At 63.0% G+C, this 23,514-nt stretch carries 18 protein-coding genes; 4 read left to right on the top strand and 14 right to left on the bottom strand.

The genetic code is table 11. From position 1 onward, the window contains the following. Positions 1 to 119 precede the first annotated feature (119 nt). Positions 120 to 1,202, top strand: a complete 1,083-nt coding sequence (locus tag B5F74_RS09130; RefSeq protein ID WP_087201833.1) for an IS110 family transposase — start codon at positions 120 to 122, stop codon at positions 1,200 to 1,202. A 470-nt stretch (positions 1,203 to 1,672) separates the two neighbouring features. Here B5F74_RS09130 and B5F74_RS09135 read toward each other — a convergent pair whose 3' ends face one another. From B5F74_RS09135 to rpsA, 4 genes are all read right to left on the bottom strand, one after another. Then, positions 1,673 to 3,085, bottom strand: coding sequence for a Sapep family Mn(2+)-dependent dipeptidase (locus B5F74_RS09135; protein WP_087201835.1), 1,413 nt, complete (start codon positions 3,083 to 3,085; stop codon positions 1,673 to 1,675). 35 nt (positions 3,086 to 3,120) lie between these two features. Next, positions 3,121 to 3,792: an HAD hydrolase-like protein gene (locus B5F74_RS09140; protein WP_087201837.1), complete on the bottom strand. Its 672-nt coding sequence runs from the start codon at positions 3,790 to 3,792 to the stop codon at positions 3,121 to 3,123. 692 nt (positions 3,793 to 4,484) lie between these two features. Beyond that, on the bottom strand, positions 4,485 to 4,808 hold the full coding sequence (locus B5F74_RS09145) for a multidrug efflux SMR transporter (protein WP_079989246.1): 324 nt from the start codon (positions 4,806 to 4,808) through the stop codon (positions 4,485 to 4,487). A gap of 80 nt (positions 4,809 to 4,888) precedes the next feature. After that, positions 4,889 to 6,049: a 30S ribosomal protein S1 gene (gene rpsA, locus B5F74_RS09150; protein WP_066833562.1), complete on the bottom strand. Its 1,161-nt coding sequence runs from the start codon at positions 6,047 to 6,049 to the stop codon at positions 4,889 to 4,891. Positions 6,050 to 6,427: 378 nt separating this feature from the next. On the opposite strand from rpsA, the gene B5F74_RS09155 reads away from it, so the two are divergent. Next, a complete protein-coding gene (locus tag B5F74_RS09155; RefSeq protein ID WP_087201839.1) occupies positions 6,428 to 7,195 on the top strand; it encodes an HAD family hydrolase in 768 nt (255 codons plus the stop codon). 32 nt (positions 7,196 to 7,227) lie between these two features. On the opposite strand, the gene B5F74_RS09160 is transcribed toward B5F74_RS09155, so the two are convergent. From B5F74_RS09160 to B5F74_RS09195, 8 genes are all read right to left on the bottom strand, one after another. Continuing rightward, positions 7,228 to 8,547, bottom strand: a complete 1,320-nt coding sequence (locus B5F74_RS09160) for an L-serine ammonia-lyase, iron-sulfur-dependent, subunit alpha (RefSeq protein WP_087201841.1) — start codon at positions 8,545 to 8,547, stop codon at positions 7,228 to 7,230. A gap of 224 nt (positions 8,548 to 8,771) precedes the next feature. After that, positions 8,772 to 10,211 carry an argininosuccinate lyase gene (gene argH / locus B5F74_RS09165; RefSeq protein WP_087201843.1) on the bottom strand — a complete coding sequence of 480 codons (1,440 nt, stop codon included), beginning with the start codon at positions 10,209 to 10,211 and terminating at the stop codon, positions 8,772 to 8,774. A gap of 163 nt (positions 10,212 to 10,374) precedes the next feature. Beyond that, positions 10,375 to 11,601: an argininosuccinate synthase gene (locus B5F74_RS09170; RefSeq protein WP_087201844.1), complete on the bottom strand. Its 1,227-nt coding sequence runs from the start codon at positions 11,599 to 11,601 to the stop codon at positions 10,375 to 10,377. Positions 11,602 to 12,042: 441 nt separating this feature from the next. After that, entirely contained in the window at positions 12,043 to 13,290 is a 1,248-nt protein-coding gene (locus B5F74_RS09175; protein ID WP_087201846.1) for an MFS transporter, read from the bottom strand. 100 nt (positions 13,291 to 13,390) lie between these two features. After that, positions 13,391 to 14,236, bottom strand: a complete 846-nt coding sequence (locus B5F74_RS09180; RefSeq protein WP_239283445.1) for an HAD family hydrolase — start codon at positions 14,234 to 14,236, stop codon at positions 13,391 to 13,393. Positions 14,237 to 14,398: 162 nt separating this feature from the next. After that, a complete protein-coding gene (polA, locus tag B5F74_RS09185; RefSeq protein WP_087201848.1) occupies positions 14,399 to 17,155 on the bottom strand; it encodes a DNA polymerase I in 2,757 nt (918 codons plus the stop codon). A gap of 574 nt (positions 17,156 to 17,729) precedes the next feature. Next, positions 17,730 to 18,155 (bottom strand): TIGR04076 family protein, encoded by a 426-nt coding sequence (locus B5F74_RS09190; RefSeq protein WP_087201850.1) that lies wholly within the window; start codon positions 18,153 to 18,155, stop codon positions 17,730 to 17,732. A 106-nt stretch (positions 18,156 to 18,261) separates the two neighbouring features. Beyond that, positions 18,262 to 18,516 (bottom strand): family 1 glycosylhydrolase, encoded by a 255-nt coding sequence (locus tag B5F74_RS09195; RefSeq protein WP_087201852.1) that lies wholly within the window; start codon positions 18,514 to 18,516, stop codon positions 18,262 to 18,264. 146 nt (positions 18,517 to 18,662) lie between these two features. On the opposite strand from B5F74_RS09195, the gene B5F74_RS09200 reads away from it, so the two are divergent. Beyond that, positions 18,663 to 19,340 (top strand): Crp/Fnr family transcriptional regulator, encoded by a 678-nt coding sequence (locus tag B5F74_RS09200; RefSeq protein ID WP_158095736.1) that lies wholly within the window; start codon positions 18,663 to 18,665, stop codon positions 19,338 to 19,340. Positions 19,341 to 19,749: 409 nt separating this feature from the next. On the opposite strand, the gene B5F74_RS09205 is transcribed toward B5F74_RS09200, so the two are convergent. After that, on the bottom strand, positions 19,750 to 20,802 hold the full coding sequence (locus tag B5F74_RS09205; protein ID WP_143753839.1) for a reverse transcriptase domain-containing protein: 1,053 nt from the start codon (positions 20,800 to 20,802) through the stop codon (positions 19,750 to 19,752). Between the two features lie 845 nt (positions 20,803 to 21,647). Here B5F74_RS09205 and B5F74_RS09210 point away from each other — a divergent pair. Next, positions 21,648 to 22,292 carry a hypothetical protein gene (locus B5F74_RS09210; protein WP_087201858.1) on the top strand — a complete coding sequence of 215 codons (645 nt, stop codon included), beginning with the start codon at positions 21,648 to 21,650 and terminating at the stop codon, positions 22,290 to 22,292. Positions 22,293 to 22,610: 318 nt separating this feature from the next. Here the strand turns inward: B5F74_RS09210 and B5F74_RS09215 are convergent, their stop codons facing one another. Continuing rightward, positions 22,611 to 23,039 carry a hypothetical protein gene (locus B5F74_RS09215; protein ID WP_087201860.1) on the bottom strand — a complete coding sequence of 143 codons (429 nt, stop codon included), beginning with the start codon at positions 23,037 to 23,039 and terminating at the stop codon, positions 22,611 to 22,613. Positions 23,040 to 23,514 lie beyond the last annotated feature (475 nt).

Below are 23,514 nucleotides of genomic sequence, written 5' to 3' on the forward strand. Positions count from 1 at the left end.
TTAGAAGATATGACCGATAACTGATCGGTCGGAGCCTCCCCGGATGCCCGCGGGATGGGCGACAATCGTTGTTGTCAGCGCAAACGGCGGTCGCGCACCGCAGTCGAAGGGGAGGCCCCATGTCGGATTCTATCAGCATCGGCGTCGACGTCCACGCCGGGAAGAACTGCGTCTTCGCCCTCGACCGGGACACCGGCGAGGCCCTCGAGGCCACGCTGTCCGGCGACCCGGCCGAGCTCGTCCGCTGGATCGGCGAGAACCGGCTCTCGGGCGGCACGTGCTGCTACGAGGCCGGCCCGACGGGCTTCGGGCTCGCGAGGGCGCTCGCCGCCGCCGGCATCCGGTGCGTCGTCGCCGCGACCTCGAAGCTGCCGCGCAGGAGCGACAGGAGGAAGAACGACCGCGTCGACGCGGAGTGGCTCGCGCGCATGCACGCGGCCGGCTCGGTGAGGGCCGTGCGCGTCCCCACCGAGCGGGAGGAGTCGCTGCGCCACCTCTCGCGCCTGCGCGGCGAGGTCGCCCGCGACCTGAGGGCGGCGCGCCAGCGCGTCGCGTCCTTCCTGCTGCTCACCGGCACCCGCTACGAGCTCACCAAGAGGCGCTGGACCAAGACGTTCAGGAGGTGGGCCGCCGCGCTCGAGTTCGCGCAGCCGGCGGACACCTTCGTGTTCCGCCAGAAGCTCGCCGCGGTCTACCGGCTCGAGGAGCGCCTCGCCGAGGTCGAGGCCGAGATCGCGCGCGCCGTCGCCTCCTCCCCGGAGCTCGCGGAGCGCATGGCGCGCCTCGAGTGCATCCGCGGGATCGGGCGCGTCACCGCCTTCTCGCTGGTCTGCGAGGTGTGCGACTTCCGGAGGTTCCGGAACGGCTCGGCGCTCGCCTCCTACATCGGCCTCGTCCCGTCGGAGAGCTCGACCGGGTCCAGGACGAGGCGCGGCGGCATCTCCAAGACGGGCAGCTCGCACCTGAGGCGCGCCCTCGTCGAGGCGGCGTCGGCCTACTCGCGGCCGTGCAGGGGCGCGTCGGCGCCCGAGGACCCGCGCGTCCCCGCGCTCGTGAGGGCGAGGGCCGCCGAGTGCTCGAGGAGGCTCCGCAGGCGCCGCGAGCACCTCGTCGGCCGCGGCCTCGCCGCCAACAAGGTGAAGGTGGCCGTCGCGCGCGAGCTCTGCGAGTGGATATGGTGGATCGCCGTGATGCCGGCGTAGGGAGCCCCCTCCCGACCGAGAGGTCCCCCCGGGCCCCCGGGCCCGTCGAGGATACCCGCGCCCGCGCCCGCCGCCGAGGATGGCGCCGGGGCGAACCGCGCCCACGCTATGCACGCCCCGCGAGGGGCGCGTGCGACCTTAGAATCGGCCGCGCCCGGCCGATGTGCGGCTCCGCCCAGCCGAAGGCATCCTTTTGCGGCAACCGATCCCCGCGAGGGGTGGCGACACGCGGACATGAGACTGTTCACAGTGCCTGACGTTGGGAAAACGTCGTCTCGACGGCGCTGCGGGAGCGGAAGGGCCCGACCCGCCTTTGGCCAGGCGGGTTGGGCCGTTTTTGCCACTTGACAGGGTTATCGGTCATATGAGCGTGCCAAACGGCCCGTTCTGTGTCATCTTGGAACCTTTGCGCTTCTCATACGACGCGGAGGCGCGCCCGCTCGAGCGCACCGCCGCGTAAATCAGCGTTCCTAGAACTCGACGTCCATGAGGCGCAGGATGGACAGGATGTACATCTTGAGCGCGCCCTTAAGCTGCGCCTCGCTCGCGCACTCGTTGGGGCCGTGCATGGACCCGCCCCACGCGGGAAGCTCGAGGCTGTTGTCCTCCGGGCCGAACGAGACGGCGCGCTTGAAGTTTCGAGCATACGTGCCGCCGCCCATGGAGAGCAGCTCGGCGGGCTTTCCGGTGACTTCCTGGTAGACGTCGAGCAGCGTCTGGACGGCAGGATGGTCGGCGGATACCGAGAACGGCACGTTGGCGTGGCCGACCGCAAGCGTGGCGCCGAAGCGACCCGCCACCTCGCTGCACGTGGCCTCGAGCTGCTCGGCTGTCGTGCTGTCGGGGAAGCGCACGTCGATCGTCTGGCTGATGCGGCCGTCCGCGACCTCGATCGTGCCGCCGTTGACGGTCAGCGGGCCGAAGGCCTCGCTGGAGGTCGCAATGCCCAGCGCCTCCCCCGCCGTGTCCGCGTGGATGATGGACAGCAGCTCGAGGTAGGGCTTCTCGGACTCGGCGACGAGATTCGCCTCGCGCAGATATCCGACGATCAGGCCGATGGCGTTGATGGTCCCCTCGGGCAGCGACGCGTGGCCCCCGATGCCGTGCGCGCTGATGCGCGTGCGTCCGGGGGCGATTGCCTCGATGTCGATGCGGTCGGCATTGGCGACCGGGGCCGGGCATGCGGAGGCATCGATGGCGAGCTCGCACACCGACTCGGACGGAATGGCGTTCGTGGCCTCGGCGCCGCTCCAGGACAGGATGCGGCCGCCCTCGATCGGACCGCTCGTGAACGTGGCGCCGAACTGGCCCTTCTCGGCGTTACAGACCGGGAACTCCGCATCGGGCGTGAACAGAAAGGCGGGATGGTCATGGCCGACGAGGTAGTGGTGCACGTCGGTCATGCCCACCTCCTCATCGCTGCCGAGCAGAGCGCGGAAGGTGTAACGCGGCGTGATCCCCGCATGCTTGAGGTAGGCGCCCGCATAGAGGGACAGCACGGCAGGGCCCTTGTCGTCGATCACGCCGCGGCCGAGCAGCCAGCCCTCGCGGCGCTCCATGACGAACGGTTCGGTGTTCCAACCGGGGCCCGCGGGAACCACGTCCACGTGCGCGATCGTCGCAATCTGCGTATCCGACGCTCCGGGGATGTCGGCGATGCCGATGTAGCCCTCGTCGTCGCTCGTCTCATACCCGAGCTTGCGCGCGATACCCAGCGCGCAGTCCAGGGCGGCGCGGGCGGGGGCGCCGAACGGGGCGCCCGGGGTCCCGGCGTTCTCGTCAGCAACGGACGGATGGCTCACCAGATCGGCGATGTCCGCGATGACGTCCTCCCACACCTCGTCAACGTATGCGTCGACGCTGTTCTCGAGCTCTTGATCCATATCGTGTCTCCAATCTAGATGTTGAAAGCGTGCTGTTAGAGAGAGACGCCCAGCACCTGGGCGACCTCCCCCATGCCGTGGCAGATGACATCCGCACCGGCCTCTTCGTGCTCACCGGGCTTGGCGGTGCCGGTGTAGACGGCGATGCAGGGGATGCCGCAGGCGTGCGCGCCCTGCGTATCATGCTTGCGGTCACCAACCATGACGACCTCGTCGCAGGTGACGCCAAGCTGGCGCATGGCCTCGCGGATGCAGTCCGCCTTGGTGTCGCGCCCCGGCTCGAGACGGCCCACGATGACCTCGAACGGCGGCAGCCCGAGTGCGTTGATCATCTCGATGGCCATCGATTCCAGGCGCGACGTGGCGATCGCGATGCGCGTCCCGCGGTCGACAAGAGCCTGCAGCAGCTCCGGCACGCCCGGAAGCGGCGGGTAGTCCTCCGGCTTGACCTCGGCGTTGAACAGCTTGCGGTACTCATTGGTGATCGCGATGGCCTCATCGAGGTCGACATGGCACAGGTCCATGAAGCCGTCGTACAGAGGAGGTCCGATGAGGCTCGTCATGTCACCGAGGGAATCCACGTCATATCCGCGGTTCCCCAGCGCCATGCGGGCCATGCGCAGGATCGCGGGACTCGTGTCGGCCAGCGTGCCGTCAAAATCGAACAGCACGACCGGCCGGGTGGAAAGATGGAGCGTATCGGTCATGGATGCGCCCTCCTTTTCGTCGCGTAGGCCAACGTCCACCATCATACGACAGCCCGGGGCGGAAAACGCGAGCAGCTTGGAGCTCGCACAAAGCAAGAAGGGCTCGTCGCAGGCGGAGACGTCGCTTTCGAACAGGTGGGTTTGCCCCGAGCCTCCGATAGACCGCCATGGATACGGTAGCCCAGCGAAGGTTATTCATGAAAAAGCACGGGGCCGCCATCTCCTATCCTGCGGGAATGTCGAATCGGCCCTTCTACGTTCATGAAAAAGTACGGATCGGGGACCGCGGCGGAGCGGCGGTAAGCTCTGTCCTGCCCCACCGCAGTCGCGGGGGCGCTTTATCCAGGGTGGCTTAACAGGGGTCGACCAAAAAGCCGCTATCGCGGTGCACAAAACGCATGAACATGAATTTGGTATCAATAAACCGCATGTAGTATGTGAAACAGCCTGAACGGGCAATCAACGACCTGCGGTTTTGTTGATGACTCTGCAGGGGGAATCATGCATCTGGGCTCTGAGGGTCGGAAATAGCTGGATGAATGATACCAAATTGATCTGGACCTAGCCGCCGCGATCCAATATCGGCTCGATCAGGGAAGAGACGGGATCCCTCGCAGGCAAAACCCTTCAAGCTGCCCAGAAAGCATAGTATGGATACTAGATCGTAGCTCCTGAATGCCCGCTGAGTACCGCTAATGACCCGCCGTGTTGAGATTCAGCAGGACTACGCCGACGACGCACAGGATGATGCCCACCGCGCTCGCGACATTGAGCTGCTCGTGAAACACGAGCGCCGAGATGGCGGTCGTCGCGACGATGCCCACGGCGCACCATGTCGCGTAGGCGACCGACAGATCGACCGTCAGCAGCGCGCGGGCAAGGCACAGATAGCATGCGACATAGCAGATGACGGTCAGAACGCTCCAGCCGAACTGGGTGAAGCCCGCCGAGAGCTTCAGGCAGGTCGTCGCCACGATCTCGCAACCGATGGCCCCGGCCAGCAGCAGATATCCCATATTCCCGTCCCCTTTCGCCACGAAAAAGCCCCGGCGCCGTCAAGCACCGGGGCTCAAAGCTATACAGCTAGACGCTCGCGTTACTCAGCGTCCTCGTCCTTCTTCTCGGACGGCAGCGGAGCAACCTCGATCTCCACGCCGAGGGTCTCGGCGGCGGACTTCATCGAGAGGCTGATGCGACGACGGTCGAGGTCGATCTCCATGACCTTGACCTGGACCTTGGCGCCGACATGGGTGACCTGCGAAGGCTGGTCCACGTGCTTGTTGGCCATCTCGGAGATGTGCACGAGGCCCTCGATACCCTCACCGAGGTCGACGAACGCGCCGAAGGGCACGAGCTTGGTGACGGTGCCCTCGACGATAGCGCCGACGGGGTACTTCTTGACGAGCGCGCGCCACGGATCCTCGGTGGTCTGCTTGAGACCGAGGGAGATGCGCTCGCGGTTGAGGTCGACATCCAGCACCTCGACCTCGACCTCCTGGCCGACCTTGACGACCTCGGAGGGGTGGTTGACATGGTTCCAGGAGAGCTCGGAGATGTGGATGAGGCCGTCGATGCCGCCCAGATCCACGAAGGCGCCGAAGTCCACGATGGAGGAGACGGTGCCCTTGAGGCGCATGCCGCTCTTGAGCTTGGAGAGGATCTCGGTGCGCTCGGCCTTGCGGGACTCCTCGAGCACCACGCGACGGGACAGCACGACGTTGTTGCGGTTGCGGTCCATCTCGATGACGCGAGCCTCGATGGAGGTGTGCAGGTAGGAGCTGAGGTCCTTGACGCGACGGAGATCGACGAGCGACGCGGGCAGGAAGCCGCGCAGGCCGATGTCGAGGATCAGGCCGCCCTTGACGACCTCGATGACCTCGCCCTCGACGTTCTCGCCGGAGTTGAACTTCTCCTCGATGCGGTTCCAGGCGCGCTCGTACTCAGCACGCTTCTTGGAGAGGACCAGACGACCGTCCTTGTCCTCCTTCTGGAGCACGAGAGCCTCGATGGGATCGCCCAGCGAGACGATGTCTGCAGGGTTGGCATCCTTGCGGATGGAAAGCTCGCGCACGGGAATGACGCCCTCGGACTTGAATCCGATGTCGACGAGAACCTCGTCGCGCTCGATCTTCACGACGGTGCCGTTGACCAGATCTCCCTCGTCGAAATCGGTGATCGTGCCGTCGATGAGGCTGTTCATCTCCTCCTCATTGACATCATCGAGGGAGAAAATGGACGAGTTCTGAATCTCACTCAAAGGTGGACCCCTTTCGAACTATGGGGCCCCGATTGCTAGGACCTGCAGATTGCACGTGCGTCCAGGCGGGTGCCCGGCTGCGGTGCGCACCGTTTGGAACTTCTCGGGAGCCGACAGATACTGATGTGAGCGTATGCTCACGTTCGTCTAGACTACGTGGAATCGCTCTGATTTTCAAGGTCAAAGACGGATTTTTACGTAAACGGTTTGAAAAGAGTTCCCGTCTCTCCACCGAATAGCCACGACTGCAATCGCTCCGATAACAAAAGTGTAAGCGAAGCGGATGGCATGCATTCATCAGAATGGGTACAACAGACGCATATGCATCACCGGCGTTCATGCAATCCCGCCGCGATTCGACCCGTAAAGGAGGTGCACATGCTGAAAGCCGTGGTATTCGACATGGACCAGACCCTGCTCGACATCAACCTAAGCGCCTTTATCGCGGTGCTCGCCAAGGAGGAGTCCGCGCTGCTTGCGGACATCGGGCGCAGGAACCCCCTGTCCATGTTCGCCGCGTACACGGCAGCGCTGCTCGACGTCAACCGCGCGGAGCGCGACAACACGTGCACCAACCGGGAGCTGTTCGACGCGGCCATCGAGCGGCGCGGCGGCGTGGTGCTGTCGGACCCCGTCATCGCCGACGCGCTCACCTATTACGAGCGCGAGATCCTGCCCGGGCGCAACGACGCCATCATCGACGCGCGCCCCATGAAGGGGGCCGCCAAGGCCATCGAGGCGGTGCTCTCGCGCGGGCTGCGCATCGCCCTGCTCACCAACCCGAGCTTCGGCGCCGCCTGCATCGAGTGCCGCATGGGCTGGGGACAGCTGCTCGACGTGCCGTTCGAGCTCGTAACGACCATGGAGAACACGCGCCGCGTCAAGCCGAACCCCGAATACTACACCGATGCGCTCGACGAGCTGGGACTGAAGCCGTCGGAGGTCCTCATGGTCGGCAACGACCGCCAGCGGGACTTCCCAACCCCCGACATCGGGCTGCAGACCGCCTTCGTCGGCCGCGGGACCCCGGTGCGCGCAACCTGGTGCGGCCGCATGGACCAGTTCGCCGAGAGCTTCGATGAGATCGAGCAGCGCTTCTACAAGCGCGCAGAGCGCAACCTCATCGACCTCGTGCAGGAGGTCTGACCGCGCGCGGCGCCCCGTTGCGCGGACGAGGGCTACACGCGCGTCTTGCCGATCATGAGGTTCAAGATCTCCACGTCGGTCGCCTTCATGCCGACGCGGCCGACGTAGCCCATGGACGCGATCGTCTGCTCCACCGTATCCTTCACGAGACCCTCGCCCGCTTGGAAGCCGCGGTCGGCCATGGCCATGTCGCAACCCAGGATGGCGGCGTCGACGGCAGCCGAGATCTTCGCGGCGCAGCTCGGCTTGGCACCGTCGCACACGATGCCGCCCACGTTACCGAGCGTGTTGACGATGGTTCCGCCGATCTGCTCGCGGGTGCCCCCGCGCATCCAGCAGATGGCGGCACCCGCGCCGCATGCGGCGCACACGACGCCGCAAAATGCCGACAGTGCGCCGATATAGCCCTTGACATGCGCGGCGACCAGGTCGGACAGAGCCAGCGCGCGCAGCAGGCGCTCATGGTCCACGCCCAGCTCGGCCGCATACTCCACCACCGGCAAGCAGCAGGTGATGCCCTGGTTGCCCGATCCGCAGTTGATCACCACGGGCATCGAGCAGCCGCTCATGCGCGCGTCCGATCCGGCCGCCGCGCGGGCACGGGCGCGGCAGGCCACGCCCTCGCCACGGGTCTCCATCAGCGTGCGCCCCACCTCGGCGCCCCAGCGCCTCTCCAGGCCCTCGCGCGATATGGCTTCGTTGAGCTCGATCTGGCGCTCCAGCACCTCGCGCGCGCCCTCGATGTCACCGTCCTCGGCGAACCCCACGATCGCATCGATGGTCAGGTACGCGTAGGCGGGGTTGTCCTCCTGCACAGCCAGCGCGGGATCGGCCTCGCGCGACCCCTCGAGCACCTCGTCGTCCAGGGCGCGCAGGACCACGTTCGTGTGGTGCTCGGCGATGACCACCTCGGCGGTGTGCCCGTCTGCGCTCGCCGTCACCTTGATATAGAGGTTCGGCACGCCCTCCACGAGCTCGACGGTACAGTACGAGCGATCCGCTAGAAGCTCGCGCGTGCGCGCGATGTCGTCCGCCGTCACGGTCTCCAGCACCTCGAGCGCGCTGTCCGCGTTGCCGCCGACCGCGCCGAGCGTGGCCGCGGCCTCGATACCGTGCATGCCGTCCGAATTGGGGACCGTCACGCTCTTCACGTTCTTGACGATGTTGCCCGAGCACCCAACCCGCATGGCCTGCGGCTCGGCGGCAAGCGTCGCACGGGCGAGCGCCGCCGCGTAGGCGACCGCGATGGGCTCCGTGCATCCCAGGGCGCAGACGAGCTCCTCGTTCAGAATCTCGCACAGCGAGCGGTCGCGGATTTCGGTACAGAACTGAGGGTCGCGGTCTTCGGACATGCACGGTCCTTTCAGCGTGGGCGGGCAAATCGTTGATCTATTGTAACAATTCCCTGTCGTCCGCACCGCCCACCTTGGCGCACCGCGGGCACCGAAGATGCAACAGTCACGGCGTCACCCGGCTGGAATGCACGGAATCGCACCGGATTCCGTGCATTCCAGCCGGGTGATACCGGCATGGTTGCAGCTAGATTCTTTTCAGAGGACGCCGAAAAGCCCTGGGGCTACAGCACCGAGCGGGTGCCCTCCCCCATCTCGACCACCGCCGACAGGCCGGCGAGCGCCGCCTCGTCGGCGGCCAGCGCATCCTCGACCACCCGGCGCTGCTCGGCCACCGCCGCACGTGCCGTGCCGCCGCGCGTCGTGCGCGCCGCCACGATGGCATCGAGGTCGAACGCACCCACCACGTCGTCGCCGAACAGGTCGCTTGCTGCGCGGAACGTCTCGATCGGCAGCTCGGAGATATCGCAGCCGGCCTTCTCCGCCTCGAGCACCAGGTGCCCCACGACGGCGTGCGCCTCGCGGAACGGCATGCCGCGCTTAGCGAGGTAGTCGGCAACATCGGTCGCCGCCAGGTGCCCCCGGTGCATGACGGCGCGCATGCGCCCCGCGTTCACCTTCCACGTGCTCACCATGCCGCGCATGACCGTCAGGCACTGGTCGAGCGTGTGCGCCGCGTCGAGCGCGCCCTCCTTGTCCTCCTGGAGGTCCTTGTTGTAGGCGAGCGGCAGGCCCTTGCACGTCATGAGCAGCTGGACCAGGTCGCCCACCACGCGCCCGGTCTTGCCGCGGATGAGCTCGGCGAAATCAGGGTTCTTCTTCTGCGGCATGATCGACGAGCCGGTCGAGAAGGCGTCGGACAGGGTGATGAACCCGAACTCCTGGCTGCTCCACAGCACGATCTCCTCGGACAGGCGCGACAGGTGCACCGCCATGACCGAGCAGGCGTACTCGAGGTCGAGCAGGAAGTCGCGGTCGGACACCGCATCCAGCGAGTTCTCGATCACGCGCGAGAAACCGAGGGCATCGGCCGTCATCTGGCGGTCGAGCGGATAGGTGGTTCCGGCAAGCGCGGCGGCGCCGAGCGGAGAGGCGTCGGCGGCGTCGAACGCGGCCCGCAGGCGGCCGAAGTCGCGCGTCAGCATCCACACGTAGGCGAGCAGCTGGTGCGCGAAGAGCACGGGCTGCGCGTGCTGCAGATGCGTCATGCCCGGCAAGATGGTGTCGCCGGCCGCATCCGCCGCCTCGACCAGCGCGCGGCGCAGGCCCAGGTTGTCCTCCATGAGCTGCTTAGCGAGCGCCTTGGCGGCCAGTCGGGTGTCGGTCGCGACCTGGTCGTTGCGCGAGCGGCCGGTGTGCAGCCGCCCGCCCGCCTCGCCGATGCGCCGCGTGAGCTCGGACTCGATGGACATGTGGATGTCCTCGTCGTTGATGTCGAACGAGAACGCCCCCGCATCGATGTCCGCCTGGATGCCGTCGAGGCCCGCGCAGATGGCGTCGCGGTCCTGCTCGCTGATGATGCCCTGCGCGGCGAGCATGGTCGCGTGCGCCTTGGATCCCGCGATGTCCTGACGGTACAGATGTCGATCGATCGGCAGCGACGCGCCGAACTCCTGCGTCACCTCGGATACCGCCTCTTCAAAACGGCCGCCCCACAGCGCCATCTTGCAACCTCCTTGTGTCCGGCGGACAACCCCGCCGCCCGCTTCGTGTAAAGGGTAAGTATACGCCGCCTGCCCGGACCCGTCTGCGCAAGACGGGTCCGGGCAGGCAAAACCAGGGCGCCGCAGCTATTATGCCACGGCGCCCGCCGAACTCGGTGCTTCCCTAGTCGACCTTCTGCAGGCCCGAACCCGGACCTTGCACGCGCGACCAGGTGCGATGCTGCATGCTGTGCAGCTCGATGAAGCCGGGCGCGGCCTCGTGCGGGAAGGTGTCGCCCTCGTCGTAGGTCGCGAGGTTCTTGTCGTAGAGGCTGTAGTCGGAGCGCACGCCGTCGACGAACAGGCCGCCGCGGCACAGCTTGATGCGGACCTCGCCGGTCACGAACTTCTGCGTGTAGGCGTTGTAGGCGTCCAGCGCGAAGCGGTTCTGGCTGAACCACAGGCCGCGGTACACCGCGCTCGCCCACTCGACATCGAGCTTGGCCTTCTCCTTCAGCGTCTCGTAGTCGAGGCAGAGCGTCTCGAGCGTATGGTGCGCCTCGATGAGCAGCAGCGCGGCGGGGCACTCGTAGCACTCACGGCTCTTGATGCCCACGACGCGGTCCTCGATCATGTCGAGGCGGCCGTACCCGTTGCGGCCGGCGATCTCGTTGGCCTTGATGATGAGGTCGAGCAGCTCCATCTTCTCGCCGTTGATGGAGGTCGGCACGCCGCCCTCGAACCCGATGATGACGGTCTCGGGCTCGGCGGGGCAGTCCACGGGGTCAGCGGTCATCGTCCAGATGTCAGCCGGCGGGGTGTTCCAGGTGTCCTCGAGCACGCCGCACTCGATGGCGCGGCCCCACAGGTTGTCGTCGATGGAATAGGGCTTCTTCTTGGTGGTGGGCACCGGCACGTCGTGAGCGGCCGCCCACTCCATCTCGGACTCGCGGGAGGTCAGGTCCCACTCGCGAACCGGCGCGATGATCTCCAGATCGGGGTCGAGCGCGCGGATCGAGGTCTCGAAGCGCACCTGGTCGTTGCCCTTGCCCGTGCAGCCGTGCGCCACGTACTTGGCGCCGTAGCGGTGCGCGATCTCGACGAGATGCTTGGAGATCAGCGGGCGGGACAGGGCGGAAAGCAGCGGGTAGACGCCCTCGTACTTGCCGTTCGCCCAGATCGCCTTGGACAGGAAGTCGCGCGCGTACTCGGCGCGCATGTCGACCGCCTCGGACGCGATCGCGCCCATGTCGAGGGCCTTCTGGCGAATCCACTCGAGATCCTTCTCGTCCTGGCCGACGTTGCCGCAGATGGCGATGACGTCGAGATTCTTCTCGACCTGCAGCCACTTGATGCAGACCGAGGTGTCCAGACCGCCCGAGTACGCGAGTACGACCTTTTCCTTGCTCATGGTGTTCCCTTCCTTGTCAAGGTTTGCAAACGAAACATCAACGAGCCCGTCACGGCGCTTATACGATATGTAATGAAAGGTTGGGCCGCGGCACCAGCTGCCGTGGCGAGATCAACCCGACGCACCTATAGACGAACCCTGCCGGAGAGCCCTCCTCTCCATGCGAACAGAGACGACCGTTTTATCGTCGTCGGGAAATTGCACGCTGGCGTCGCGTCGCGATATCGGCAGCAGTCTGGCCGGGCAGCATGGCGTTGCGCGCCATGGCCTGAATTGTCGCCAGCACGTAGCCCACCGTTCGCTTCCTTTCTGCATCAACCCTGCGTGCACATCATCTCGACGCATAGGAGCGTCGATTGGTCGCTACTATACGCTAAAGTGTCTGCTTGCGAAACCGTCAATAGGAAAGAAACATTCTAGAAATCTACGGTCCGGCACTCCCTAAGCCGACTCGCCCGTAACGAGGTGGGAGATCTCGGATCGCCTGGCCACCATCACGATCAGCGGCACGAGCAGCACCACGCAGCTCGCCCCGATCAGCACGCCCTGGACGCCGAACAGATGCGCCAGCACGGGCGCCGCGAACAGCGGGACCGCCCCCGCCCCGCTGAAGCCGGCGTTCATGACCGAGTTGACGCGGCCGAGCAGATGGAGCGGGGCGTGCATCTGGACCAGGGTGTGCTGCAGCGGCGTGACCATTCCGAATGCGCAGCCGAGCAGGAGCTGGCCCGCGATGGCGCATCCCACATGCGACGTGCCCACGTACAGCACGCACGCCGCGCCCTCGAAGGCGATGAGCAGCATCAGGGTCCGCACGTTCACCCAGCGCCGCGGCACGCGCATGGCCGCGAGCGCGCCCACGACGCTGCCCAGGCCCGCAGCGCTCGAAAGCCATCCCATCCACGAAATGTCGACCTGCAGCACGTCGCGGTAATAGAGCGACTCCAGCGGGTCGAACGCGCCGTAGCCGGCATATGCGAGCACGCCGACCCAGAACAGCAGGGCGAGCGAGGGGGCCGCGAACACCGTGCGCGCCGAATCGGCGAGCGTTGAGCCCTCGGGGCCCTGCGAATCCCCGCGCTCCCGCTCCCCCGCCCGCGCAGAGGCCCCGATGCGGCGCAGTAGCGCCCCCGCGGGGACAAGCGCCAGGGCGGACAGCACCGCCGTGAACGCGAAGACGCGCTGCGACGGGAGGAAGGTCGCGATGATTCCGCCGACCGCCGGGCCCACGACCACCGCGACGTTGGAGACGACCGACATGATCGCGTTCATCCGCTTGCGCTGCTCCGCGTCGTCGCTCAGATAGGCGGGGTAGGCGGACAGATAGGCGTACCCCACGCCCGTGGCGAACCCGAACGCCGCGCTCATGGCGAGCACGGCCGCCACGGATCCGCCCGCGGCCTGGAACAGCGCGCTCGACGCCACGGCCACGCCCAGGGCGACCGCCGTGTGGGCCTTGGGCCCGCGCGTATCGAGCAGCGACCCGCCCGCCGTGTTCCCCGCGATGATAAAGAGGTTGAACAGGCCGACGGCCATGGCGATGTCGCCGGTCCCGGCATGCAGCTGGTAGGTCAGCGTGCCGATGATGCCGATGAAATACGAAGCCTGGACGCCCAGGTAGAGCATGAATCGAACCGCGGCGAGCGCGAACGTGCCGCGCGGCAAGGATGCGCGGATACCTGCGAACATGTGGGTGATCTCCTTTCTGATGGTGCTTTTCTGGACGGAATCGCTTCCGCCCACAGCGGCGCGGCGCCCTTCCGTGGGGAAACGACCGCAAAAAGCACTATCAGCAGGCGACCTCGAGCAAGCGATCGATCACTTGCGCCACGCCGCGCTCGTTGTTGGAGGGGGCGACGAAGCGCGCATGGGCGCGCATGTGGTCCTCCGCGTTGGCGACGACGTAGCTATGGCCCACCGCCTCGAGCATCTGGACGTCGTTGTAGGTGTCGCCGAGCGCGAGCGCGTCGGCGACGGGCACGCCCAGGCACTCGCACAGCCGCGTGATGCCCGTGCCCTTGTCGACGTGCTTGTTCATGAAGTCGATCCACTCCTTGCCGGCGTTGGTCACCGAGAAGCGCTCGCCCCATGCGTCGCGATAGGTCTGGGCGTACACCTCCTCGGCCATGCGGTCGGGGAAATAGACCGTGTACTTGTCGGCCTCGGCATCGAGGCCCGCAAAGGTGTCGACGTACTCGATCTTGGTGAAGAAGCGGCGGAAGAAATCGTCGTAGACGCGGTCGCACTCGAGCAGGAAGGCGCTCTCCGTGCCGCACAGGACCGGACGCCCGCGCCCGTCGTCGAGCGTGAAGTCGATGAGCTCGTGATAGGTGGGCGGATCGATCAGATCCTTGTAGGCGAGCCGTCCGTTCGCCCAGATGGCGGCGCCATTATCGGCTATCAGCGCCATCTGGTCGAGATGGGATGCGAACATGTCCTTCAGGGTATACAGCGGCCGCCCGCTCGCGGCGCAGAAGACGATGCCCGCGCGCGAGAGCGCCTCGATGCGCTCGGACATGCCGGGCGGCATGCTCCCGTCGTCAGCGAGCAGGGTGCAGTCCATATCGCTCGCGACGATCCTGACGCGGGCGAGATCGACGTCGTCGAACATCGTAGGCATATCGAGAAGCGACATAGGCGCGAAACCTTTCATATCCCCCATGCTGCGGCACGACCCCCGCAGCAGACAACGGACGATTATAGGGCAGTCGCCCGACCAGCGGTGCCAAGGGCGCCGAATATCGTGGGAGGGCCGGCGGATCGCACGGGATCCGCCGGCCCTGCAGGCAGTCGATTCCTACTTGGCATCCGCCCAGGTGACACCCGTGGACGCCTCGGCGATCAGAGGGACGCGCAGCTTGACGACGCCCTCCATCTCCTCGACGACCATCGCGGTCAGGCGCTCGACCTCGTCGACGGGACACTCGAAATCGAGTTCGTCGTGCACCTGCAGGATCATGCGCGCGGCGAAGCCCTCGTCGTGAAGACGGCGGGCGACGCGCGCCATGGCGATCTTGATGATGTCGGCGGCGCTGCCCTGCATGGGATGGTTCATGGCCGTGCGCTCGCCGAACGAGCGCTGTGCCGGGTTGCGCATCTTGAGCTCGGGGATGGGCCGGCGGCGCCCGAACATGGTCTCGGCATACCCCGTGCGCTTGGCCTCTGCGACGGTGCGGTCGAGGTAGGTGCGCACGCCGGGATACGCGCGGAAATACGCCTCGATCATCTCGCGCGCCTCGGCCATGGGGATGTCGAGCGACTGCGAGAGGCCGTAGGCCTGCTGGCCGTACACGATGCCGAAGTTCACGGCCTTGGCGCGGCTGCGCAGCTGAGGCGTGACCTCCTCGACCGGCACGCCGAACACGCGCGCGGCGGTCTCGGCGTGAAAGTCCTCCCCCTCGTTGAAGGCGCGCACCAGGTGCTCGTCTTCGGAGAGGTGCGCGAGCAGACGCAGCTCGATCTGGCTGTAGTCGACCGCGAGGAACACCGCGCCCTCGCCTGCCGCGAACGCCGTCTTCACGGTGTGCCCGAGCTCGGAGCGGGTGGGGATGTTCTGCAGGTTAGGATTGGACGACGACAGGCGGCCCGTAGCGGTGATGGTCTGGTTGTACGTGGTGTGCACGCGGCCGTCCCCGCGACGCTGCTGGCCGAGCGTGTCCAGATAGGTGGACTTGATCTTGGTCTTCTCGCGCCATTCGAGGATCAGGCGAACGATCTCGTGGTCGCGCGCGAGGTCGTCGAGCACCTTCGCGTTGGTGGAATAGTAGCCGCGCTGCGTCTTCTTGAGACCCTTGGTGGGCAGGCCCATGACGTCGAACAGGATGTGCGACAGCTGCATGGGGCTGGCGATGTTGAAGGAGTCGTCGCCCGCGAGCGCGCGGATGCGCCCGGCGAGCTCATCGATCTGGCCGACGAGCTTGTCGGACATCTCGCTCAGGCGCTCGGGGTCAAGGCGCATGCCCGTGCGCTCCATATCGGCGAGCACCGGGATGAGAGGCATCTCGATCTGCGTGAACACGCGCGCGGCGCCCTGGCGGTCGAGCGACTCGGCAAGCGGCATGAGGGCCGTGCGCGCAAGGACCGCCGAGCGCGCGGCGGCGGGCACGGCGCCCTCGGCGGCGCCGTCTTCGCCCGCGGCAGCGGGAAGCTGCACGTTCAGGTACGCGTCCGCGATGTACCCGTCATCGAACGACGAGCGCGCCGAATCGAGCAGGTAGGCGGCGACGACCGTATCGAAGATCCGGTCGGGATCGATCGCGAGGGCGTCGATGTGGGCGGGCACGGAGGAATCGGCCGGGGCGAGCTCGTGGATAAGCGCCTTCACGTCCGGGGAGACGACCTTCCCCTCGCCGAACAAGCGGAGCAGCACGCCCGCGATCAGGCCGTGCGAGAAGTCGTAGCCGTCGACCTTCGGCAGGTCGCAGGCGCCGCCGTCGGGCTCCTCGAAGGCGAGCAGCGCATCGGGGGCAGCGACCCACAGCGTGTGCGTGAGGCCGAACAGGGCCCCCGCCTCGCGGTCGTCGTCGAGCACCGCGGCGATCCACTCCCCCGCCTCGATGGCCCGCGCGAGCTCGCGGGCGGCCTGCTCGACGTCCTCGCCCGTCGCGGCGTAGGCATGCAGGGCGTCGGGGATATCGAGGGTCGAAGCGGCCGCCTCGGGCGCGCCCTCGCCGCCGATTAGCGCGAGGAAGCGGTTCTGCATGGCGTTGATGCCCAGCTCGCCGAGGGCGTCCGCGACCGAGGACGCATCGTAAGCCGGAAACGCCGTGTGCTCGAAATCGAGCTCGACCGGCGCGTTCGTCTGGATGGTCGCCACCTTGCGCGAAAGCAGCGCGTCGTCGATGTGCGCGCGCAGGTTCTCGCCCATCTTCCCCTTGACCTCATCGGCGTGCGCGATGACCTCGTCGAGCGAGCCGTACTGCGCGATGAGGGCGCTCGCCTTCTTGGGGCCGATGCCCGGCACGCCGGGGATGTTGTCGGAGGTGTCGCCCTTGAGGCCGTAGAAATCGGGCACGAGCTCGGGCGTGATGCCGTGGTAGAGATCCTCGACCGACTCGGGCGTCATGATCTGGACGTCGGAGAGGCCCTTCTTGGTGCCGACGATCTTCACGTGCTCGGTGGAGAGCTGGTACATGTCGCGGTCGCCGGTGATGAGGTACATGTCGCAGCCGGCCGCCTCGCCCGTGCGCGCAAGCGTGCCCAGGATGTCGTCGCCCTCCCAGCCCTCGGCCTCGAGGATGGGCACCGACAGCTTGGACAGGAGCTCCTTGATCATGGGGAACTGCTGGCGCAGGTCCGGATCCATGGGCGGGCGCTGGGCCTTGTACTGCGGGAGCATCTCCATGCGCACGCGCGGCTTGCCGCGGTCGAAGGCCACCGCCACGCCGTCCGGATGGAATGCGTCGATCATCTTGAGGAACATGTTGAGGAAGCCGAAGATGGCGTTCGTGGGGCGGCCGTCCGGCGCATTCATGGTGGGCGGCACGGCGTGGAACGCGCGGTGCATCAGCGAGTTGCCGTCGATGACGGCAAACGTGCGGCGGGTATCGGGCATAAGTCATCCTCTCGTTTGCGAACTGGGTCAAGTCTACCCGTCCGCGAGAGTACACGCCACGGGAAGAGACGCAAGGGCGCTGCGATACACATCAACTGCGCGAGGGCATCGCGGCGAGGTGCAGCTTCGCGCGTGCAGTCGAGCTTGGCGGCGCACGTTGGCAACAGTGGAGACTGCGAGCGGCATAATTGCTGAAAAATCGACGTTGTAGACGGCTCAAATCCGGACCCGCCCGAAACGGCACCTGCAGAGCCGGCATTTCCGCAGGTAGCGCCTTTACGGGAAGTGCGTTTTTCGGGGCATCCGGAAACAAGCCGTCTACAACGTCGATTTTTCAGCAATTCTTAGGGCCGGAGCCTCCACTCAACGCCCAAAAGGCAATCTGGGGAATCGGAAGACGGCATCTACGGAACTACGCATACGGGGCCGGCCGGTGTGCCAAGGGCCCCTGCAAATCCCTCAGCGCACCGGCCGGCCCCGTATGCATGAGTCCCCACCTGCATCCCAAAAAACTCGAAACCGCCCGCCCTGCGCTTCGGGGCTGCAGGGGAAACCGGGCACAGTCGTCTGCGGATCACGCTCCCGTGCACGCGTCCTCCGCAGTGTTCGAGAAATCTTGCGTGGCGAGCCATGAACGCTCGGCATCCGACTCGGAAATGTCGATGCGCTCGATCTTGAATATCACCGGTCGCGTCCCGTCGTTGCAGCAGGCGATCATCATCCGGTCGTCGTTCGTCCAGCCGTGCATGATCGAGCCGCCCTGCAGGGCCGTGTAGATGTAGCGGCTGATGCAGTCCCATGCCTCGGCGCAGGGGAACTTGGGGTCGAGGTCGCGCCCGAAATGCCAGAAGTCGTCCTTGCCGTCCTCGCGCGAGAACAGATACTCTTGGCCGGGCGCAAAGCACGGGCACGGCCCGCTCGCCGGATCGGCCAGATAGCGCTCTTGGAGCTCGGGGGAGCATTTTGTCTCGAGCACCGTCACTTTGCACTGATGTTTCATGGTCGCTCCTTCGTCAATATCGTTGCGTCCTCTCGCACGATGGGACGGCCGAGTTGAACCGCCCCACCGCGCAATCGTCCTTATAGCTCTGCGCCGTTTGACGCGATCACATGCTGATACCAGCCGAAGCTCTTTTCCGTAGCGTCTCGATCGAGAGCGTCATGTTCGCCACCAGGTCAATCGCGCCCCACATGGAGCAGCCAAGCACCTCGACGCCATCGGCCACAGCCTCGCGCACCTGCTCGATGTGCGCTCGAGGGTATTCGATACGGTAATCCATCGGCGCCATGCAGATGCCGTTCTTAAGCCGCATCGAGCCGATGGCCGCCGGTTTGAGCAGATCCCCGTAGGTCGTGAACATCCCTGCTCCGCCTTTCTGTAGCATACGGCCTGTATGCAGGCCCTTTTCGCGTTGCGGACACTATCGCGCGCACAGGGGGTTCCCGTCTGTCGCCTAGGCTACATAGGATGGAAACAGTACAATTATCCCTGTCGAAAGGATTCGCCGTGATCACCCCGCGCTGCCTCTACCGCAATGACTTCTCGGAGTTTCGCGAACAGCTCGAGGCGCTCCCCCACAAGCTCTGCGCGTTCGGCGCGGGAGAAACGCTCTGGATGCCCGGCGAGTACATTGAGCGTGTCTACTACATCGAGCGCGGCATCATCAAAACCGCCCTGCACGACGAGGACGGCACCAAGAAGACCATCTACTTCCACGGGCCGAACAGCGTGTTTCCCGGGTGCCACCAATCGCAGTTCACCATCGAGCTCTCGCTCGTCACGACGGCAGTAACACCCGTCACCGCCCTGGAGTTCAACATCGAGCAGATGCAGAGACTGTTGCAGCGAAGCCCCGATTTTTCGCAAGCGATGCTCGAGAGCTATGCCCGCTACATCAACCTTCTCATCTTCGAGAGCGCCCACCAGAGCCACCATCGCGCGCTCGTGAAGCTCTGCAACCTGCTGTACCTGCTCGCCCGCGATGCGGCTCCGGACAAATCGGGCTTGCAGCGCATCGCCTTTTCGCAGGAAGAACTCGCTGAGATCCTTCTGCTCAACCGAGTGAGCGTCGCCCGCCTCCTCGCGCAGCTGCGCGAGGAGGGCGCCATCGACACGCGGCGCGGCGCCATCACCATCATCGATGAGGACCGGCTGCTTTCGCACTGCTCCCTTGAGGTGAGGTAGGGCGAGTGAATGGAGGCCTTGCTCAGGCGGTGGCGCGGAAAGCGGATACGAGGACCGGAGGGATGTGGATGGCGATGTATGCGCGCCGCTAATGATTTGGCCTCTCGGTCCCTTTCTCCTTTATCGAAGAAGGTCTCTTCGGATCCGTCGAAACATATCCTCAAATGGCTTGTCTATTGGATCATTTGGAAACGCGTCCTGCGCACGAGAGACATACGAAAGAAAGTTCCGATTCCCAAAGGATGTTTTTGGGCAATTCCCCTTCTCTGTAAAACGCCTGTATATAGACCAAATTTGTCTTTTAGTTGCCGCTTTTCTTCGTCTCCAAATCCGCCTCATGCTACGGTAGTATCGATTGAAAAACCTGCCAGTAGTTCTCGCACGAAGAGTTACGACACGCCCATCAAAGTCAAACCCGAGATACGAAATATGGGGTTTCCTTCCCCAATCCATAATCGGCGTCGTCCACTACCGAGTAAACAGTTTTTCCCACCATACGAAAAAGACGGCACTTTTCTGGATGAAGGGTAACGCCTGGAACTTGTTTCAAGATGTTGACCACTCTGGTTATGCAGCTGCGTTTGTCCCAAGGTAATACAACGATGAAATCATCACAATACCGAGAATAAAATCCTCCGCATTCACCAAGGCAATTGGCTATTGCCGAGTCAGTTTCGAGCATATAGATATTCGAGAGAACTCCGCTTACCGCAAGACCTTGAGGAATACCTCGCGGCTCCTCCTTCCAATGTTTCTCTATACAGCGATCCTTGTTCTCTCTAAACTCTGACTTTGAAAGAATGTGTTTTTGAGACTTATTGAGTATCCACATAGATTTTCTGATCTGCTTCTCTGAGGAATAATCCAAGCCGCGTATTTTCAATAGTTCCTCAAGCGGCCAGCACGAGTACCTAATCACACTCATAAGAACTTTATAGTGATCATCTGGAAGCCTACCGTCGTCAAAAAGGGACCTCACGGCTCTTTTGAGATATTCGTGGTCCAAACTCGAGAAGAAGTCACTAAAATCTCCGGTCAGGATTATGGCATCTCCCCCTAGACTACGAATATAGTCGATCGCCTTTGCAGCTCCCGTAACGTTGCTCAAATGCTTTCCTGGACGATATGCCACAATAGCCTCGGACAGCCGATCCCTCTCTAAAGCTACCTCATATCTATCTGACCAGAGAAGTCCATAATACTGATAGATACGATGGTCGATATGCGCGGCATAAGCTATTGGACGTTCCTTTTCTACCTTGCATTTTTCCTGATTAGAATCCGACACCGTGCGAAACATGGTCGATTTGATGGATGTGCTGATTAACGGATAAAAGGCATGCTTTTTGATAAAGTCGGGATCTTCAACCAATCTTGCAACTTGGTTGTAAGTCACTCGATTATCGAAGTGGATATATCCTTTTTTCCGATCAGCATCCGGGATGCGCTTCGAGTTGTGCACGAAAAGCCACTTTCTGGGTCAACCTGCCCGGATCACAGATAGGCGGCTTACCTCACCGGACAGGCTTCACCGGTTGACTATCAACCTTCAGGTGCCGCCCAAAGCTAGTGCTCGCCTATGCCAGAATAGAATTGGAGGACACCGTGATTACCATAGCAATTCAAGCATCCCTCAACCCGCAAGCAGGCGAGTGCGCCGACAATGTCTGGAACGTTGCAATTGCATCGTTTCTGATATTGACGGCAGTACCGTACCCCTGCACCTATGTACAGGGCATATTAAGTATACCCGCTATTGCGAATCGCAGCCAAACAAACATCGCTGATAAGCTCTAGCCTACCCAAGTTTGCAGTCGGTCGATTAGGTACAAGCCCCTCAAAAGACCCTATTCTGTAGACTTCAGGAAAGCTTCGACAACGGTCAGCAGCAACACGCTCATGGCGAATTGAGCAACCTCGAAATAGATGTGGCTGCCGAAAGACCGTGTGGGCTGCTACGACAACATCTGGTTGAGCTTTTCTTTGCCATACTCAAAAGGAGAATTGTTCCGGAGCCGGGCAACTGGACCCAGGCGATGTACAGCTGTTGGCGCTCGTCGTGGTGCACTCTAGAGCTATTGATGGGACTAGTTTCTGCATCAAACTAACGAGAAGAAGACCCCCCCCCCGCAATTATCGTGTTTATCCAAGCAAAGGGGACATATTGCTCAGAAACAAAAGCCAACCGAACTTCAATCAATCCGAAAAGGAACCAGAGCAATACAATTCCAGTAAAACAATTCGTTCGATTTGTTATCGTTGAGCGAAAATGTCATTCCTCGTTCGATTCCATAGCAAGGAGCGCCTATGCTCACGCGGTCAGAATATTTGGAACACCACTGGCTCCCATATACCATGTGCGAAGAAGACTTCCTCACAATCTTGGAATATGTCGCACTTCGCCCCAGCAATCTATCTACAAGCTCAGAGAAACTCATCAGATCCCTCCTCTCCAGTTGTGAGCTTTTCGAAGCTCTTATGAAGCAAATGTACGTTGAGGAATTCGGAGGAGGGAAACCGCTCATCAAGGACTATATTCATGCAATAGTCGCTGACAGCGAGTTCGACCAGAACCAGACGGTTGTCTTGAAGCGCGGGGTTGATTTGGGCGCTCGCCGACCACTCGCTGAAATAGAAGATGGCAACGCTCCTGCATGGTGGAAAGCCCATAACGAGGTGAAACACAATCACTCGAAAAACTTTGAGCAAGGTAGCCTTCGACACGCACTTGACGCCCTCTCAGCCCTCTATCTATCCAATCTCGTCTTCGCACGAAAAATCGGTACTTATTGGAAGGCTATGGGCGAAACAGAGGGCAATTCGGATGTTGATGTCCCCAACGACATCTCCCATTTATTCGATTGCCCCAAATTTGAAACAAGGTATCACATTGCCAGCAGAGACTCTTATTATCCACCGAATGACGATTTGCTGAGTTACCTCGGCCTATAAGTCACAACTCTAATCATCATTTCCAGAATCCCCAGTACTCCATGAACGAATTGGGGGCGTACCGCAGCGCTTGCGTCGTCTTGCAGTTTTGCCTTGAGATAATTGGTTTCTAACAGTCTAGAACTTGGGTGATAACAGCACGCAGCTGACCTGCGGATTATGTTAAGCAGAAACCCATATTGGAAACCCGCCGATGCAAAATGGTTGAGACGGAAGTTACGGCTACGCCATTCATCTGGGATTTTGCGATTGGCTACTGCAAACAATCACCTAAGTTCTTGACTGTCAGAAATTGGTTCTCACGAGCAGGCGATGCCGTCAGCAGAACGGCTCGTCGTCCCAATCAGACGGCACACGAGGTCGTCCGTCCAGATCATATTCCAAGTCAAGACGGTAAGTCTTCATGTAGGCTTCCTCGAAATGAAGAGAACAGCCAGAAGCTCCTCCTTCGGCCCTCCTGAGCATCATGGCGTTATCCACCTCGCCATACCAAAAGAGGTTGCGCAGCATTCTGGTAATCCGGATGGGAGTTCCCGGCAGCCGAAAATCAGGGTCCACAAGGACCATACGGCCGTTGCCGTTTCTGACATACCTGCCTTCACCCTTCCAGTCTGTTATCAAACTGTCTTCATGACCGTTCGAGCCGGCAACGGTGAAGACGAGATAATCGAAGCCCGGCTTGTAGAGGTTGTCGAGAGCCGACATGTCGTAAGTCAATTTCACATCGTTGTACTCGGATGCTTTCACCGGATGCACTCCCTTACTCGCCATCAGGAAGCAACTCTGAACGCATTCTGTCGCAGAGCACGCCACTCTCGAGGACAACGTCCGCGCTCAAAGCCATTGAGACCGTACCGCCGACAAGCCCGGACTCAGACTTCTACACTGACATGGGGCACCCTCGTCTTCCAGATGATGAATGAAGCCGCCGTTTCCGTTTACGCTATCGAACATGAGCCTCCTTCCCTTCTAGTTAGGAAGAGTGTACTCACCTGCGTGGACATTTGCCCAGATCCGCAAAAGACTTGACTCCGATAAGCCACTTTCGATAGGCCCAGGCTGAAAATGTGTTGGGATGCCTTCCCATTTCCTCGCAATTTGTGCTTAGAATCAGATTGGCGCCGTCGCGATGCTTACCGCATACCTCCAATTATGGCGGTCCCTCCCCGATCGCGAGTTCACATTGCCTGGGCACAAGGGGTCAGGCGCTAGCCCTCCTCCT

The organism is Collinsella sp. An271 (assembly GCF_002159695.1).
GTDB lineage: Bacteria > Actinomycetota > Coriobacteriia > Coriobacteriales > Coriobacteriaceae > Collinsella > Collinsella ihumii.